This is a genomic window from Nakamurella leprariae (assembly GCF_016918035.1).
GTDB lineage: Bacteria > Actinomycetota > Actinomycetes > Mycobacteriales > Nakamurellaceae > Nakamurella > Nakamurella leprariae.
Map to the genome: position 1 here is coordinate 1 of NZ_JAERWK010000007.1, position 16,130 is coordinate 16,130.

At 72.5% G+C, this 16,130-nt stretch carries 14 protein-coding genes; 3 read left to right on the forward strand and 11 right to left on the reverse strand.

Features of this window, described 5'->3' with window-relative positions:
* Positions 1–82: 82 nt before the first annotated feature.
* The 3 genes from purM to JL106_RS04905 all read right to left on the reverse strand — a co-directional run bounded on the left by purM (position 83) and on the right by JL106_RS04905 (position 3,457).
* A complete protein-coding gene (gene purM / locus JL106_RS04895; RefSeq protein WP_205259585.1) occupies positions 83–1,186 on the reverse strand; it encodes a phosphoribosylformylglycinamidine cyclo-ligase in 1,104 nt (367 codons plus the stop codon).
* A gap of 176 nt (positions 1,187–1,362) precedes the next feature.
* Positions 1,363–2,874: an amidophosphoribosyltransferase gene (gene purF / locus JL106_RS04900; RefSeq protein ID WP_205259679.1), complete on the reverse strand. Its 1,512-nt coding sequence runs from the start codon at positions 2,872–2,874 to the stop codon at positions 1,363–1,365.
* A gap of 268 nt (positions 2,875–3,142) precedes the next feature.
* On the reverse strand, positions 3,143–3,457 hold the full coding sequence (locus JL106_RS04905; RefSeq protein ID WP_205259680.1) for a sterol carrier family protein: 315 nt from the start codon (positions 3,455–3,457) through the stop codon (positions 3,143–3,145).
* A gap of 126 nt (positions 3,458–3,583) precedes the next feature.
* Here JL106_RS04905 and JL106_RS04910 point away from each other — a divergent pair, with 126 nt between their 5' ends.
* The gene (locus tag JL106_RS04910; RefSeq protein WP_328841366.1) at positions 3,584–4,222 is read left to right on the forward strand and encodes an alpha/beta hydrolase; all 639 of its coding nucleotides are present in this window, start codon (positions 3,584–3,586) and stop codon (positions 4,220–4,222) included.
* A 424-nt stretch (positions 4,223–4,646) separates the two neighbouring features.
* On the opposite strand, the gene JL106_RS04915 is transcribed toward JL106_RS04910, so the two are convergent.
* Both JL106_RS04915 and JL106_RS04920 read right to left on the reverse strand, forming a co-directional pair.
* Entirely contained in the window at positions 4,647–5,789 is a 1,143-nt protein-coding gene (locus JL106_RS04915; protein WP_205259586.1) for a hypothetical protein, read from the reverse strand.
* Complete coding sequence (locus tag JL106_RS04920; protein WP_205259587.1) at positions 5,782–6,807, reverse strand: SDR family NAD(P)-dependent oxidoreductase; 1,026 nt, start codon at positions 6,805–6,807, stop codon at positions 5,782–5,784. Before JL106_RS04920 ends, JL106_RS04915 begins: the two co-directional genes overlap by 8 nt.
* A gap of 392 nt (positions 6,808–7,199) precedes the next feature.
* Between JL106_RS04920 and JL106_RS04925 the strand changes: the two genes are divergently transcribed.
* Positions 7,200–7,739: a hypothetical protein gene (locus JL106_RS04925; RefSeq protein WP_205259588.1), complete on the forward strand. Its 540-nt coding sequence runs from the start codon at positions 7,200–7,202 to the stop codon at positions 7,737–7,739.
* A gap of 26 nt (positions 7,740–7,765) precedes the next feature.
* On the opposite strand, the gene JL106_RS04930 is transcribed toward JL106_RS04925, so the two are convergent.
* Positions 7,766–8,587, reverse strand: a complete 822-nt coding sequence (locus JL106_RS04930; protein WP_205259589.1) for a helix-turn-helix domain-containing protein — start codon at positions 8,585–8,587, stop codon at positions 7,766–7,768.
* A gap of 59 nt (positions 8,588–8,646) precedes the next feature.
* On the opposite strand from JL106_RS04930, the gene JL106_RS04935 reads away from it, so the two are divergent.
* On the forward strand, positions 8,647–9,336 hold the full coding sequence (locus JL106_RS04935) for a TIGR03086 family metal-binding protein (RefSeq protein ID WP_205259590.1): 690 nt from the start codon (positions 8,647–8,649) through the stop codon (positions 9,334–9,336).
* Positions 9,337–9,570: 234 nt separating this feature from the next.
* Here JL106_RS04935 and add read toward each other — a convergent pair whose 3' ends face one another.
* The 5 genes from add to JL106_RS04960 all read right to left on the reverse strand — a co-directional run bounded on the left by add (position 9,571) and on the right by JL106_RS04960 (position 16,112).
* Positions 9,571–10,587: an adenosine deaminase gene (gene add, locus JL106_RS04940; RefSeq protein WP_205259591.1), complete on the reverse strand. Its 1,017-nt coding sequence runs from the start codon at positions 10,585–10,587 to the stop codon at positions 9,571–9,573.
* Between the two features lie 117 nt (positions 10,588–10,704).
* The gene (purL, locus tag JL106_RS04945; RefSeq protein ID WP_407940101.1) at positions 10,705–13,056 is read right to left on the reverse strand and encodes a phosphoribosylformylglycinamidine synthase subunit PurL; all 2,352 of its coding nucleotides are present in this window, start codon (positions 13,054–13,056) and stop codon (positions 10,705–10,707) included.
* 125 nt (positions 13,057–13,181) lie between these two features.
* Positions 13,182–13,922 (reverse strand): phosphoribosylformylglycinamidine synthase subunit PurQ, encoded by a 741-nt coding sequence (gene purQ, locus JL106_RS04950; protein WP_205259592.1) that lies wholly within the window; start codon positions 13,920–13,922, stop codon positions 13,182–13,184.
* The gene (gene purS / locus JL106_RS04955) at positions 13,919–14,218 is read right to left on the reverse strand and encodes a phosphoribosylformylglycinamidine synthase subunit PurS (RefSeq protein WP_205259593.1); all 300 of its coding nucleotides are present in this window, start codon (positions 14,216–14,218) and stop codon (positions 13,919–13,921) included. The genes purQ and purS overlap by 4 nt, the downstream gene beginning before the upstream one ends.
* A 685-nt stretch (positions 14,219–14,903) precedes the next feature.
* Positions 14,904–16,112: an acyltransferase family protein gene (locus tag JL106_RS04960; RefSeq protein ID WP_205259594.1), complete on the reverse strand. Its 1,209-nt coding sequence runs from the start codon at positions 16,110–16,112 to the stop codon at positions 14,904–14,906.
* Positions 16,113–16,130 lie beyond the last annotated feature (18 nt).

Consider the following 16,130-nt stretch of genomic DNA (forward strand, 5'->3'; position numbering starts at 1 on the left):
GGGGGGCGGGGCCCCAAAACCCGTGTGGCCCCCCATGGCCCGGGACCGCGCGCCCCGGTCGCCGGGCCGCGCGGACGCACGATCAGAACCGCGGGTGGTCGCCGCTGAGCACGACCCGCGGCGGCCGGCCGCCGTGGTCGAGGTGGACGGCCGCCGTCTCGGCGGTCTCCACGGTGCCCAGCACCACGGTCGGCAGGTGCCGGGCGGTGAGCACGGCCAAGGCCCGGTCGATGTCGTCGGACGCGACGACGGCGACCATGCCGATGCCCATGTTGAACGCCTGCTCCATCTCGTCGCGGCTGACCCGGCCGTGGCCGGCGATGTAGCCGAACACCGGCGGCGGCGACCAGGTGCGCCGGTCCAGCACCGCGGTGAGCCCGTCCGGGATGACCCGGGCCAGGTTGTTGGCCAGGCCGCCCCCGGTGATGTGTGCGTAGGCGTGCACGTCGTACTCCTGGGCCAGGGCCAGGCAGTCGAGCGCGTAGATCCGGCACGGTTCCAGCAGTTCCTCGCCGAGCGTCCGGGAGAACTCCTCCACGTGCCCGTCCAGCCGCAGCCGCGCGATGTCCAGCAGCACGTGCCGGACCATCGAGAAACCGTTGGCGTGCACACCGGACGACGCCATGCCCAGCACCAGGTCACCGGCCCGCACGCGGTCCGGACCCAGCACGGCGTCGGCCTCGACGACCCCGACACCGGTCGCGGCCAGGTCGTAGTCCTCGGGCGACATCAGGCCCGGGTGCTCGGCGGTCTCGCCCCCGACCAGCGCGCAGCCGGCCCGGACGCAGCCCTCGGCGATGCCGGCGACGATCGAGGAGATGCGCTGTGGCTCGACCTTGCCGCAGGCGATGTAGTCCTGCAGGAACAGTGGCTCGGCGCCGCAGGCCACCACGTCGTCCACCACCATGGCGACCAGGTCGATGCCGATGGTGTCGTGCACGTCCATGGCCTGGGCGATGGCGGTCTTGGTGCCCACGCCGTCGGAGGACGACGCCAGCAGCGGGTCGCGGAAGCGGTTCAGTGGCAACCGGAAGAGCGACGCGAAACCGCCGATCCCCTCGAGCACCTCGGTGCGGTGGGTGCGGCGGGCATGCGGCTTCATCAGGTCGACGGCGGCCTCACCGGCCGCGATCGACACCCCCGACCCGGCGTAGGTGGCTCCGGGCCCGATGGGATGGCGGTTCATGTCGAAAGGCTCCGATCAAGCTGCGGACAGGTGGAACGACAGTGGTGGGCTCGGACCAGGAGTCGCAGGACGCACCGACGTTCCGCGTACCACGATAGGCGGTGCGCATCCGACCCGTCGCCGCAGCGACGATCGACCGAACTCGCCGCGTTCCGCCGTCCGTCCGCACCCGGCGGTCACGGACGGCTGAGTGCGTCCTGTCCCCCGTACCCGGCCGCCGTGACGGGCTCGGCGTCGCCGGCCACGCCCCGGGCGATGCCCTCGAGCACGTGCTTGCCGACCTGGGTCGGGATGGGAATGGGGTACTCGCCGGAGAAGCAGGCGGTGCACAACCGGGTCCGCGGCTGCTCCGAGGCGGCGATGAGCGACTCCATCGACACGTAGCCCAGGGTGTCGGCGCCGATGGAACGGCGCACCGCTTCGACGTCCCCCGCGTTGGCGATGAGCTCGGCGCGGGAGGCGAAGTCGATGCCGTAGAAGCAGGGCCAGCGCACCGGCGGCGACGCGATCCGGACGTGGACCTCGAGCGCCCCGGCCTCGCGCAGCATGCGCACCAGCGCGCGCTGGGTGTTGCCGCGGACGATGGAGTCGTCGACGACGATGAGCCGCTTGCCGCGGATGACGTCCTTGAGCGGGTTCAGCTTCAGCCGGATGCCGAGCTGCCGGATCGTCTGGGACGGCTGGATGAAGGTGCGCCCGACGTAGGCGTTCTTGACCAGGCCCTGGCCGTACGGGATGCCGGACGCCTGCGCGTACCCGATCGCCGCCGGGGTGCCGGACTCGGGCGTGGGGATGACCAGGTCGGCCTCGACCGGGGACTCCTGGGCCAGCCGGCGGCCGATCTCCAGGCGGGCGGCGTTGACGCCGCGGCCGGCGATGGAGGTGTCCGGCCGGGCCAGGTAGACGTACTCGAAGACGCAGCCCTTGGGCTCCGGCGGCGCGAAGCGCTCGCTGCGCAGCCCGTCGGCGTCGATGGCCAGCAGCTCGCCGGGCTCGACCTCGCGGACGAAGGATGCACCGACGATGTCCAGCGCCGCGGTCTCGGAGGCGACCACCCAGCCGCGGTCCAGCCGGCCCAGCACCAGCGGCCGGATACCGTGCCGGTCGCGCGCCGCGTAGAGCGTGTTCTCGTCGCAGAAGACCAGGCAGAAGGCGCCCTCGAAGGTGGGCAGCAGCTCCAGCGCGGCGGCCTCGACCCCGGCGTCGGTGGCCTTGGCGGCCAGCAGCCGGGTCACGATGTCCGAGTCGGTGGTGCACTTGGAGCGGCCGTTGCGGCCGGGCAGCTCGGCCACCCGGGCAGCCAGTTCCACGGTGTTGACCAGGTTGCCGTTGTGCCCCAGGGCGAGCCCGGAGCCCACGTCGGTGACCGCGAACGTCGGTTGCGCGTTCTCCCAGGTGGTCGACCCGGTGGTCGAGTAGCGGCAGTGCCCGACGGCGATGTGTCCCTGCAGCGAGGACAGCGTCTGCTCGTCGAAGACCTGCGAGACCAAGCCGAGGTCCTTGAACACCACGATCTGGCTGCCGTCCGCGGCGGCGATACCGGCGGCCTCCTGACCACGGTGCTGCAGCGCGTAGAGGCCGTAGTAGGCGAGCTTGGCGACGTCCTCGCCGGGCGCCCACACCCCGAACACGCCGCACTCCTCGCGCGGGCCCTGGTCGGTCGCGGCGTCGAACTCCGGATCGACCAGCGAGGCCGGCGAGCCGGCCGGGCTGATCAGGTTGACACCGCGCAGCCCCGGGGAGACGGGGTGGCCGGAAGCGGGATCGGACGGGCGAGGGGCCGGGCCGGAAGCCACGTACCGTGCTCCTGTTCGTGGGGACGTCAACGGGGGGGGAACAGCGGTACCCAACTGTACCGGGTGACCCGTCGAGGTGAACGGGTCATGTCCGTCACGTGGCGTCCGGATCGGAGTGTCCCCGGCCCGATCGAACCCCGCGGGCTCGGTCCGGCTCGGTTCAGGCCCGTAGTGGGAGCACGGCCGACAGGTCGGACCGGATCCCCGAGGCTCGCACCCGCCCGGCCGCCACCGCGTCCGCCCAGGTGAGCCGGCCGTCGACCAGGGCCAGCCAGGTCGGGCCGTCGGTCTCCACCACGTTGGGCGGGGTTCCCCGGGTGTGCCGGGGTCCGTCGATGGCCTGGACCGCCGCGAACGGCGGGACCCGGATCTCCACCGACCGGCCGGGATGGGCCTGGGCCAGTCCGGCCAGGGTGGTGCGGACCAGACCGCCGGCCCGGGCCCGGTCCAGGCCGGCCAGCTCGTCGGTCGTCATCGCGGCCAGGTCCTGCACCGCCGCGGCCACCGCCTCGACGTCCACCACCCGTTTGACCACGCGGCGATCCTACGGATGCACTCATGGTCGGAGCCCGCTCTCCGCTCGGCGCCTACCCTGCACCGGGTGATCAGGTCGGAGTCCGGGGCGCGGCTGCGGATGGTGCAGGCCCCGGCGGCGGTCGATGCGGTGGTGCTGGCGCTGCACGGTGGCAGTGAGGACACTTCGACTCGATCGACCCGCTGGTGGCACCCGGGCCTGCTGCGCATGGATGTCCTGGCCGGGCACCTGGCCGCCGACGCCCCACGGACCGCCGTGTTCGTGCTGCGGTTCGCCGTGGCCGCGTGGAACGCCGACGGTGACGGGGTGGTCCGGGACCTGCGATGGGCGCTGGACCTGGTCGGCCGGCGGTTCCCCGGGCGGCCGGTGGTCCTGGTCGGCCACTCGCTCGGCGCCCGGGTGGCGGTCCGGTCGGCGGCCGGCACGGACGGCCCCGGGCAGGTGCGCGGCCTGGTCCTGCTGGCACCGTGGCTGCCCGACGATCCGGTCGCGTTGGCCGTCCCGGTGGTGGTGCTGTCCGGTGCGCGGGACCGCACTGTGCCGCGAGAACAGGTACTGCGCTGGGTCGACGCCGCCCGCACGGCCGGGACGCCGATCTCCGCGCGCGAGGACCCGACCGGCGACCACGCGATGCTGCGCAACGCCGGCCGGTGGCACCGGGACACGGCCGCCGCGGTCCGCCGGCTGCTGACCGACGACGACTGACCTTGGTGCGGGGTCGACAACGTCCTGTCGGTGGCTCTGCCGGTCCGCGACCTCTCGCTGGAACGGCACCGCTCGGGGGGACATCCTCAAGCAGTACCTGGTGGCCTGGGCGGTCGGGTACCTGGTCACCGGGCTGTTGATCTGGCGGATCTTCGCGGCCCGTGCGCTGCAGGCCCGGTTGGCATCGCACCTCCTCACGGCCACCGCCGTGGCGGTCAGCGGCGTCACCGAGCGGATCATGCTGGCCGCGGTCGCGGTGGCCATCCCCCTGCAGCCCGGGGAGCCTCCGGCTGCGAGCGGAACTGCGTCGGGCCGCCGCAGCCCGAGCCGCCGTAACCCGGACCCCCACAGCCCGGACCGTCGGAACCCGCGGACGGACGTCCGCGGGCGCCGGCGACCTGATCGGACCGGAGGCCGGCGACGGTCAGGACGCCGCCGGGACCACCCGTCGGACGATCCTGCCCGCGGTGCGACGGGCGGCCTCGTAGGCGATCTGCACCGCCGTGCGGGCTGTGCTGGCCGCGGTCAGCGCGGCCAGGGTCCGCCCGTCGCCGCGGTGCCACCGCCGGTTCGCCGCGGCCGAGCCGGCCGGGCGGGTGGACGGCTCGAGCGGCAGGTCGTAGGCCGCCAGCCCCCAGTCCGGTCCGTTCGGCCGCATCTCGGTGGGCGGGTCGGAGTCGGGTCGGCGCGCGACGTTCGTCTTCCGCGCCAGCTTGGCGCCGACCGACCACGCGGGCACGTGGTCCAGGTGGAAGAAGCTGGTGCCGACCCGCCGACTGATCTCCGCCCCCTCGTACTTCATGAGCAGCCGCAGGAACAGGTCGAACTCCATGTAGCCGTAGTAGAGGAACGTCTCGTCGTACCCCTCGCAGGCCTCCCAGAGATCGCGGTGGAACACGATGATCCCGATGTAGATCTCCCAGTAGCGATCCTCGGGACCGTCGTCCATCCGCGGCAGCCGCGATCCGAACGTGTCGACGTACCGCTCGATGAGCGGCAGGGCCGGCGTCCGGACGGCCAGGTGGTACGGCACCCGGCGCCGGTTGGCGATCATCGCGGTGGTCTCCGGCCGGAACCCCTCGGGGTTGCGGGCGGCCGCGAGCCGGCCGCCGTGACCGCCCTGTGCGACCGGCCGCGGGTCGACCGTGTCGAAGAACCACTCCAGGAACTCCCGGCCCACCACGGTGTCCTGGTCGATCCGGCCGACGTACTCGCCGGTGGACCGCCGCGCCGCCGCGTTGATCGCGATCACCTCGGCGAACGGGCTGTCCCGCTGCTTGGCCTTGGCCAGCTCCGGCGGCACGGTCAGGAACCGCACGATGCGGCGCGCCTCGTCGGTCAGCACGGTGGCGTCCCGCAGCGGCTCGGCGCTGCCCCAGTCGGAGACCACCACCTCGGCGTCGTCGAGACGGTCGAGCTCCTGCAGCGTCCGGGCCAACACGTTCAGCGAGGTGCCCAGCCGCCACAGGGAATCGCCCTGGAACTGGTCGTTGCGCGAGCACAGGACGAAGGAGATGAGCGGGCGGCGCCGGGTGCCGACCACCGCGCCGGTGGTGTCGTCAGCCATGTCGGCGCTCGGTCAGCATCTGCTCGAGGGAGCCGGCCACGGCGGTCGCGTCGTTGTTGGCGATGTACCAGTCGATCGTGGAGTGCAGGCCCGACTTGAAGTCGATCTGCGGCTCCCAGCCGAGCTTCTCGCGACACACGGTGAGGTCGCAGACCCGGTTGTACGGACCGGTCGGCTTCGTGGTGTCGAAGGCGAAGTCGACGGTCTTGCCCATGTAGGCGAGCACCTCGCTGGCGCAGTCGACGACCCGGGTGCGCTCCATCGTGCCGATGTTGATCGCCGAGCCGTCGTCGACCTCCTCGGCCGCCCGGATGGTGCCCTCGACGATGTCGGCGACGTGCGTCCAGTTCCGGATCTGCTCGCCGGTGCCCCAGATGACGAACGGGTCCTGGTCGGTGAGCGCGCGGGCGATCATGGCCATGACGGCGTGGCTCTCGGGGCAGCGCGGCCCGTAGGCGGTGAAGTACCGCACCGAGGCGGCCTTCATACGGCCCTCGGTGACGTAGGCGCGCAGGGTCAGCTCACCCATGAGCTTGGCCCAGCCGTAGAGGTTGTCGGCCGCGTACGGCGGCTGCACGAGATCCTCGGTCAGGTACAGCACCTCACGCGGATCGGTCTGCAGGTGCTCGGGGTAGACGCAACCGGACGAGGCGAAGACGACCTTGTCCACGCCGGCCTGCTCCGCGGCCCGGAACACCATGCCGTCCAGGATCAGGTTGGTCGAGCAGTTGACCTGGTGCAGGTCGATGTAGCCGCGACCGCCGTGGTCGGCGGCGTTGTGGAAGACGACGTCGACACCCTCCATGGCCTCCCGGATGGTGTCCGAGTCGAGCAGGTCGCCCTCCCGGAACTCGACCCGACCGGACTCCAGCGCACCGGAGAGGTTGGCCAGCCGTCCGCTGGAGAGGTTGTCCACCACTCGCACGGTGGCACCGCGCTCGACGAGGGCGTCCACCAAGTGGGAGCCGATGAACGAGGCTCCGCCGGTGACCAGTGCGCGCCGCTGGGACCAGTCCATGAGTTGCCGCTCCATTCGATCCGTGCCGTCATCGCATGCCGACGGGCGGGCCCGTCGACGATGACGATCAGTGAATGGGGCGGAATGTAGTGAGCCCGTTCGGGACTGTCATCACCCGATCGGCACGACAATGCGTGCAAGTTGCATCGATACGTCACCAACGGGTGGATGGGCACCGGCGGCGCGTGCCTCCTCCGGCGACGATCCACCGTCCGTGGGGAACCGAGGCCCTTCCGTTGCCCTGATCCGGTGGTCCTGCGAAGAGGCCGCCATGAGGCCCCACTCGATCGGGACGATCGCGTCGATCTCGATCGGGATCGAGGATCAGCCGAAGGAGTGCCTGTGATCCACGTCTCATATGTGGTCCCAGTGGCGCCCGCGATGCTCGGTCGGTGAACGCCTACGACCCGGATGCATGGCAGAACCTCGCCGTGGCCACGGCCGGCGCCGCCGCAGCACTGGCCGGCCTGATCTTCGTCGCCGTCTCGCTGAACCTGGCCAAGATCCTCAGTTTCGCCCGTCTGCCCTGGCGAGCCGGCAGCACCCTCGGCCTGCTGCTGGTGGTGCTGGTCGGCGCGCTGCTCGTGCTGGTCCCGATGGACCACACCGCCCTGGGGATCACCCTGGCCGTGACCGGGCTGCTCTACTGCACGCTGGCGATCCTGGCCGGACTCCGGCAGGCCGCCGCGCCGCGCCGACCCGCCGCCGCGGTGTCCGGCCCCGACAGCGAGCGGGAGTACGCGCACTCGGCCGTCGCTCGCGCCTACCACGTGCTGTCGCTCTGCGTCCCGGCGCTGCTCGTCCTGGTGGGCGGGATCAGCGTCCTGGCCGAGGCCGGGGGCGGGCTGTACTGGCTCGTCGCCGGATTCATCGCCGGCTTCGTCGTCGCGGTGCTGAACGCATGGGTGCTGCTGGTCGAGATCGAACGCTGACCGCTGGGTCGAGACGGGTCGGCCGGTCAGCGGTCGGGGTACCGCCGCGCCCAGGCCGTCGGTGGCTCGCCGAAGATGGCCGCGAAGTCCCGGGTCAGGTGGGCTTGGTCGGCGTACCCGAGATCGGCGGCCAGACCGGCCCAGTCGACCGGGCCCCCGGCGGCCAGCACGTCGGTGACCTCCTGCAACCGGGATCGGCGCAGCACCCACTTCGGGCTGGCACCGACGTGGTCGGCGAACAGCCGCTGCAGCCGCCGGACACCGATGCCGCAGTGCTGCGCCAGGTCGTCGACCCGGCGCAACGAAGGATCCGCGGACACCGCCGCGACCGCCGCGGCCGCGCTGCGGCCCGCCGCATCGACGACGAGACCGGCCAGCTGTGGTCGGAGCCAGCGGTCCCAGGCGCGGAAGACCGCCGCGGGGGCGAACTCCGGCCCCGGGTCCGGCCAGGTCCCGACCAGCTCGGGCCCGTCCGCCGGTGGATCGGCCAGCTCCTCGAGACCGGCCACCCGGTCGGTCAGCGCCGACACCGGCCCTCGCAGCAGGCACCGCGCCACCCCGGGCTGCAGCACGGCCCCGGTGGCCCACCCCTGGGTCCGCAGCTCGCGCAGCACGAACCGGGTGGCGACGCCGTGCACCCGCACCGGGGACGCCGAGGTCACCGAGAACCCGATCATCGGCGCCGGCACGATCTTCTGCCGGTACGGCGTCGCGTATCGCCATCGCACCGCCCAGTACGACCGCACGAACCCGGCGAGCTCGGGCGCCGGATCGGCGAACGCATGCTCCTGGTACCGGGTCCATGCGCCGGCCAGCTCACGCGGGTCGCGATCGGTCAGGCCGGTCATCCGCCCAGTGTCGCGTTCGTTCAAGACGGTCCGGCGCGGGGGTGCCTAGCGTGCCGGTCATGGACGCACCGACCAGCACCGACACGAGTCCTGAGACCGACCCGACCGGCACCGCCGCCCTGATGGCCGCTGCGGCGGCGCCGCACCGGGATCTGGTGGCCGCAGCCGCCGGTCAGCCCCTGGACCGCCCGACCCCCTGCCGCGACTGGGACCTGCGGGCCCTGCTCAACCACCTGCTGTTCTGGACCCCGGTGCTGGCGGCGACCGGCCGGCGGGAGGCACCGCCGGCCCCGGACGGCCAGGCGGCCGAGGAGTCGCGCGAGCGAGGAACGAGCGAGCGCGGGCGCCGACCATCGAACGCCGAGGAGGACCAGGTCGACCTGGTCACCGGCGACTGGGCGGCCGCACTGGCCGCCGGGCGGACCGAGCTGGTCGCCGCCTGGTCCGACCCGCAGGCCTGGACCGGGGCGGTCACCATGGGCGGCCCGGATCCGCTGCCCGCCCCGATGATCGGTGACATGGTGCTGGGCGAGCTGGTGCTGCACGGCTGGGACCTCGGGATGGCCGTCGGTGTCACGCCGCAGTGGCCCGACCCGGTGCTCGCGGCCGTGCTGCGCGGCGTCGAGCAGATGGGGCCGCAGGGTCGCGAGATGGGCGTGTACGCCGATGCCGTTCCGGTCGGACCCGACGCTCCCCTGCTGCACCGGGTGCTGGCCCTGTCCGGCCGGGACCCGCACTGGACACCCTGACCGTCTGGCCCGAGCTGTGGATCGGTCGGTGATCACCCGCGCGGCCGAGCCGTTCGCTCTCCCGGGAGCGCGCCCCTGTGGGGCCGGTCACCGGCCGTCGCCGAACGCTGTCCGGCCCGACGATCGATCAACCGCATCCGTGATTCCCGGCCGGGGCCCGCGCTCCGTACCGTCCTGGGGCGGAGGACGCCCGCCGAGCGGAGCGCAGCCGCGCCGCGGGCGTCCTCCATCCCGTCAGGGCGTGGGACCGGCCAGCCAGGCGTCGATGCCGGCCAGCGCCGCGGCGCGCGGCGCGTCGGCCATGGACGCGGCCTCGATCGAGGTGCGGGCGATGCCGGCCAGCTGCTCGTCGGTCAGCCCGATGACGTCCCGCGCGACCTGGTAGTCACCCAGGATCGACGAGTCGAACAGCAGCGGGTCGTCCGCGTTCAGCGTGCAGCGCACCCCGGCGTCCAGGAACCCGCGGATCGGATGGTCAGCGGTGTCCGGCACCACCCCGAGCAGCCGGTTGGACGTCGGGCAGATGTCCAGCACGATCCCGTCCGCGGCGATCCGCTCGATCAGACCCGGCACCTCCCCGCAGCGCACGCCGTGCGCGATCCGCACCGCACCGAGCCGCTCGATGGCATCGAGCACGTGCCGGCCCTCGTCCAGCTCGCCGGCGTGCGGGACCGCGATCAACCCGCCGTCCCGCGCGATCGCGAACGCCGTCACGAAATCGGTCGGCGGGTGGCCGACCTCGTCGTTGTGCAGGCCGAAGCCGGTGACCCCGAGCGGGGCCAGCTCCACCGCGAGCTCGGCACAGGCCACCGACGCGGCCTCGTCGTCGAGCACCCGGTCGACCGCCGAGATGAAGCTGATCGACACCCCGTGCCGCCGCGCCGCCTCGGTGAACACCTCCAGGACCATCGTCCAGATCTCCCGGTCGCTGCCGAAGCGCTCCCGGTACCGCTCGGCCCAGAACGCCGGCTCCAGGTGCGCGACGCCCTCGGCCACGGCATCGGCCAGCATCTCCTCGGCCAGCCGCTCCCAGTCCGCCCGCGTCTGCAGCACCACGGTGGCCAGGTCGTAGGTGTCCGCGAACGCCGCGAAACTGCCGTACCCACCGATCACCGGCACGTCCAGGCCCTTCTGGGCCGCCAGATCCGCCAACGTCGACGAGCGCATGCCCGCCTCCAGGTGCAGATGCAGATGCGCCTTGGGCAGCAGGGCGAGGTCGCGGACGGCGGGTGCGGTGGAGGCAGCGGTCATCCGGGCATCATCCCCTTCCGCCCGGGTCGTCCCGGATCGTCGCCGCGCGGGCCGCGATGTGTTCCAGGCGACCCACGACGTCGAGGACGGGCACGGTCGTGATGATCTCGTGGACGTTCACCCGAACAGGGCCGGCAGCGTCCCCTCCCATGCCTCGCGCAGCTCGCCCAGACCGAAGGTGGCCACGTCCTGGATCTCCAGGTGCGGCCCCGCCGGGTTCCCGGCGTCGACGATGCCGATCTTGACCCACGGCTGCTGCCGCGCCGAGCACATCTCGGTGAACCGCAGCTCCTCGGTGCGCGGCACCGCGACGAGCACCCGGCCGGTCGACTCGCTGAACAGCTGGGTGAACGCGTCCAGCCCGGTGTCGGCCGGCAGCACCAGCCGGGCGCCGGTCTCACCGGCCAGGCACATCTCGACCGCCGCCTGCACCAGCCCACCCTCGGACAGGTCATGCGCCGCCGAGATCATCCCGTCCCGCGACCCGGCGATGAGGATCTCGCCCAGCTTGCGCTCGGCGTCCAGGTCGACGCGTGGCGGCACCCCGCCGAGGTGGCCGTGCACCACGTTGGCCCACTCGGAACCGTCCAGCTCGTCCCGGGTCTCGCCCAGCAGCAGGAGCGTCTCGCCGTCCTCGTGCCCGATGCCCGGCAGGATCCGCCGGGTGACATCGTCGAAGACCCCGAGCACGCCGACCACCGGCGTGGGCAGGATGTTCACCCCGGCCGTCTGGTTGTAGAGCGAGACGTTCCCCCCGGTCACCGGGATGCCCAGCAGCGCGCAGCCGTCGGCCAGCCCGCGCACGGCCTGGGAGAACTGCCACATCACCGCCGGATCCTCGGGGTTGCCGAAGTTCAGGCAGTTGGTCACCGCGGTCGGCACCCCGCCGGTGCTCACCACGTTGCGGTACGCCTCGGCCAGCGCCAGCTGCGCCCCGGCGTACGGGTCGAGCATGGTGTAGCGGGCGTTGCAGTCGGTGGCCATGGCGATGCCGCGGACGGTGGTCGCGTCATCCTTGGCATCGACCCCCTCGACCACGGCCGCGCCGGACGCGGCCGACGACGACGGCACCCGGATGATCCCGGCGTCGGCAGGCTGGGCCAGCACGGTGTTGCCCCGGACGTACCGGTCGTACTGATCGGTGACCCAGCCCCGGGAACACAGGTTGGGCGAGGCGATCATCCGCAGGATCAGCTCCCGCAGCTCGCCGGTCTGCGGCCGGGCCAGCGACGCGGTGGTGTCGGCGATGAGCGCGTCCTGGCTGTCCGGCCGGGCCAGCGGACGCTCGTACACCGGGCCCTCGTGGGCCACCGTGCGCGGCGGCACGTCCAGCACCGTCTCGCCGTGATGGGTGATCACCAGCCGGCCGGTGTCGGTGACCTCACCGATGACTGCGGCCTCGACCTCCCACCGGGCGCAGACGGCCAGGAAGTCGTCGACCTTGTCGGGGATGACGACGGCGCACATGCGTTCCTGGGACTCGCTGGACAGGATCTCCGCGGCGGTCATGCCCTCGGCCCGGGTCGGCACCGCGTCCAGGGTGACGTGCATGCCGCCGTCGCCGGCGGAGGCCAGCTCCGACGTGGCGCAGGACAGCCCGGCGCCGCCGAGGTCCTGGATGCCCACGACCAGTCCGGCGGCGAAGGCCTCGAGGGTGCACTCGATGAGCACCTTCTCCGCGAACGGGTCGCCCACCTGCACCGAGGGCAGCTTCCGCCGCGCTGTCGATCCCGATGCGCTCTCGCTGCCGCTGAACGTGTCCGAGGCCAGCACGGACACCCCACCGATGCCGTCCAGGCCGGTCCGCGAGCCGTAGAGGACGACCTTGTTGCCGGTGCCGGAGGCGTGCGCGGTGTGCAGGTCGGCGCTGCGCAGCACACCGATGCAGGCCGCGTTCACCAGCGGGTTGCCCGCGTAGGACGCGTCGAAGACGACCTCGCCGCCGATGTTGGGCAGGCCCAGGCTGTTGCCGTACCCGCCGACACCGGCGACGACGCCTGGCACCACCCGCTGCGAGTCGGGGGCGTCGGCCGGGCCGAACCGCAGCTGGTCCATCACGGCGACCGGGCGGGCCCCCATGGCCAGGATGTCGCGGACGATGCCGCCGACGCCGGTGGCGGCGCCCTGGTACGGCTCCACGAACGACGGGTGGTTGTGGGACTCCACCTTGAAGGTGACGGCCCAGCCGTCGCCGATGTCGACCACCCCGGCGTTCTCGCCGATGCCGGCCAGCATCGTGGCCTGCATGGCCTCGGTGGTGGTCTCGCCGAAGTAGCGCAGGTGCACCTTGGACGACTTGTACGAGCAGTGCTCGGACCACATCACCGAGTACATGGCCAGCTCGGCGTCGGTCGGCCGACGGCCGAGGATCTCCTTGATCCGGGCGTACTCGTCGTCCTTGAGGCCGAGCTCGCGGTACGGCTGCGCCTGGTGCGGGGTGGCCGCGGCGCGGTGCACGGTGTCCTGCACCGAGGCCGGGGCGACGCCCGGCGCGAGGTGATGGTCGGCCTGGTCGATGAGGGACACGGCGCCCACGGGATCGGTCACGTCCAGCAGCTCCTCGGCGCCGGGGCGGTGGTGCGGGTCGACGGCGCTCACCGGGCACCGGCCAGGTCGCCGGTCGTGATGGCGTCCAGCGCGGACAGGAAGATGCCCATCCCGTCGTCGCTGGGGCCGGTGAACGCGTCGATGGCGTGCTCCGGGTGCGGCATCAACGCGGCGATCCGCCCGTCCGCCGAGCAGATGCCGGCGATGTCGCGCAGCGCGCCGTTCGGGTTGGTGGCGCCCCGCTGCGGCCCCTCGGTGACGTACCGGAACAGCACCCGGCCCTCGCCCTCCAGCTCGTCCATGACCGCGTCGTCGGCCACGTACCGGCCCTCGGCGTTCTTCATCGGGATGAGGATCTCGGCGCCCGGCTCGTAGCGTGTGCTCCACACCGAGCTGGTGTTCTCCACCCGCAGCCACTGGTCGCGGCAGATGAAGCGCAGCTCGGCATTGCGCACCAGAGCGCCGGGGAGCAGCCCTGCCTCGCAGAGGATCTGGAACCCGTTGCAGATGCCCAGCACCGGCAGGCGGCGATGCGGCGACCGCGCCTGCTCCACGACGACCCGCATCACCGGCGCCTGCGCTGCGATGGCGCCGGCCCGCAGGTAGTCGCCGTAGGAGAACCCGCCGGGGACGACGACGGCCTCGACGTCGCGCAGGTCGGCATCGGCGTGCCAGAGAGCGACGGGCTCGGCGCCGGTGTACCGCACGGCGCGGGCCGCGTCGATGTCGTCGAGGGTGCCGGGGAAGGTGACGACGCCGATCCTGGGCCCGGTCTGCGGCCCGGTCACAGGGCCGCCTCGGGCTCGGCGTCGGCCGGCGCGCCGGCGTGCGGAGCCCCATCGGCCGTACCGTCGAGCCGGGTGATGGTCCAGGTCTCGATGACCGGATTGGCCAGCAGGCCGCCGGCGATCTCCTCGAGGTCGGCGTCGGTGACGCTGTCGTCGACCTCGAGGTCGAAGTGCTTGCCCTGGCGGACGGAGGAGACCCCCGCGTGCCCGGTGCGGGCCAGCGCGGCGAGGATGGCCTTGCCCTGCGGGTCGAGGATCTCGGGCTTGATGACGACGTCGACTGCCACGCGGGCCACGGCGCAACTCCTGGAGTTCGTTCCAGCGGAGGGATGTTCACGGACGTCCCATCGGCGCGTCACCAGCGACGATCGGCGAGCTCGGGCGAGCTCGGCCGGTGCGGTCCGACGGGCCGTCCAGCGGTGCGGGCGCCGCTCCGGCGTCGGCAGGGCCGGCCGGACACGGACGCGGACCAGCCTAGCCTGGCGCGGCCGTCAGCCCGGCCCGGTGCCGTCGTCCGTCCCGGTCGTGGGCGGGACCGCGGCGGTCGGGACGGTCGCGGTCGGGTCGGCCGGAGCAACGGACGACCCGACACTGCGGCCGTCCCCGGGTCGCGACCCGACCGGTCCACCCGCCCGAACGCGTCGCTGGTCGGGTCGGCGACCAGGGCGAGCAGTTCGTCGAGCGTGGACGCGCCCGGGTCGCTCGGTCACGCCGACCCCACGCCTCCAGGCGCGTGGTGACCCGGGTCACACCGGGCGCCGGCGACGGCACCTCGGCGAGGCGCGGGCGTCTGGCTCTGCATGATGTGGAACCCGAACAGCATGCGCACCCTCGACCTCGACGACGTCACCCCCGCCTCCCGGGTCATCATGCTGGCCCCGCTGACCGCTGACCTCTGCGACGACGGCTGCCCGTTCTGCACGGGACCCGAGACGGACTGAGCCAGGGTCGCGCGGCGTCGGCGGAGCTGAGGACGAGGGGTCAGCTCCGGCCGCGCCGGGCCAGGTGTCGTTTGTTCAGCCAGACGAAGAGGTAGATCACCGGCAGCGTGCACAGCAGCGGACCGACGACGGCCAACGGCCGCAACAACCACCAGCCCAGCGTGGGCGTGATGATCTCGGTGCGGGACCCCAGCACCGTCCACTCGATGGCCCGGGACAGGGCCATGCCGGTGGTGTGGAACAGGAACAAGGGCAGCGCGAACAGGGTGAAGACCTTGGTCACCCGACTGAACAGCCCCCCGTGCTGCAGCGCCCGCACCACGCTCGGCCGGATCAGCTCGGCGATACCGAACTGGAAGATGGTCAGGGCGATGATGCACACCGTGGGCGGCGCCATGTTGGACAGCTCGCCGGGCACGCCGACCATGGATCCCGGGTACAGCCCGGAGAACACCAGGCCGATGAGCGCGAACAGGCCGGCCAGGGTGAACATCACCGCGGTCTGCCGGGCCTTCGGGGTCTGCTGGGACCAGTCGATCGACCCGTCGGCCCGCGCCTGCACCTGACCGAGCCCGGTGAACCGTTCGTAGAAGTAGCCCAACTGGAACGCGAAGCCCCAGACGAAGATCATGTTCGCCCACTCGATGCCCGGCACCTGGTACCGGAAGCGCAGCAGGTCGACGACCACGGCGAGGCCGCCCATGACGACCAGCACGACCGAGTCGTAGCGCCGGTGCAGCCACACGGTGACCGGCATGAGCACGACGAACAGCGAGTAGGCGGCCACGAACCACAGCGGCGAGACGACCATGAGGACGGCCCGGCCGATCCAGCCCACGTCGAACACCACGCCGACGATGACGCCCAGGACCAGCCAGGTCAGCAGCAGCAGCGCCGACGGCAGCACCAGCGACCGGGCCTGCCGGAGCGCGAAGTGCCAGATCCGTTCACCCCGGGCCGCCGCCCGCTCCCACGCCTTGAGGTGCACGTACGCCCCGATGCCGAAGAAGACCGGCATCACCTGCAGCAGCCACGTGAAGATCCACAACCCGGACGTGAAGCCCAGCGGGCTGGTGGCATAGGGACCCTCGTCGTTCCAGACCAGGATGGTGAAACACCAGTGCCACATGATCACCACGAGCAGCGAGAAGGCCCGCAGGAAATCGGCGTACGGATTGCGGGTCGCCGGGGCGACCGACGGCTCGACGGGTGCCGGGGTGCGGTGACCGGATGAGCGGTGATCGACCATCCAGCACCTCCGACCTCG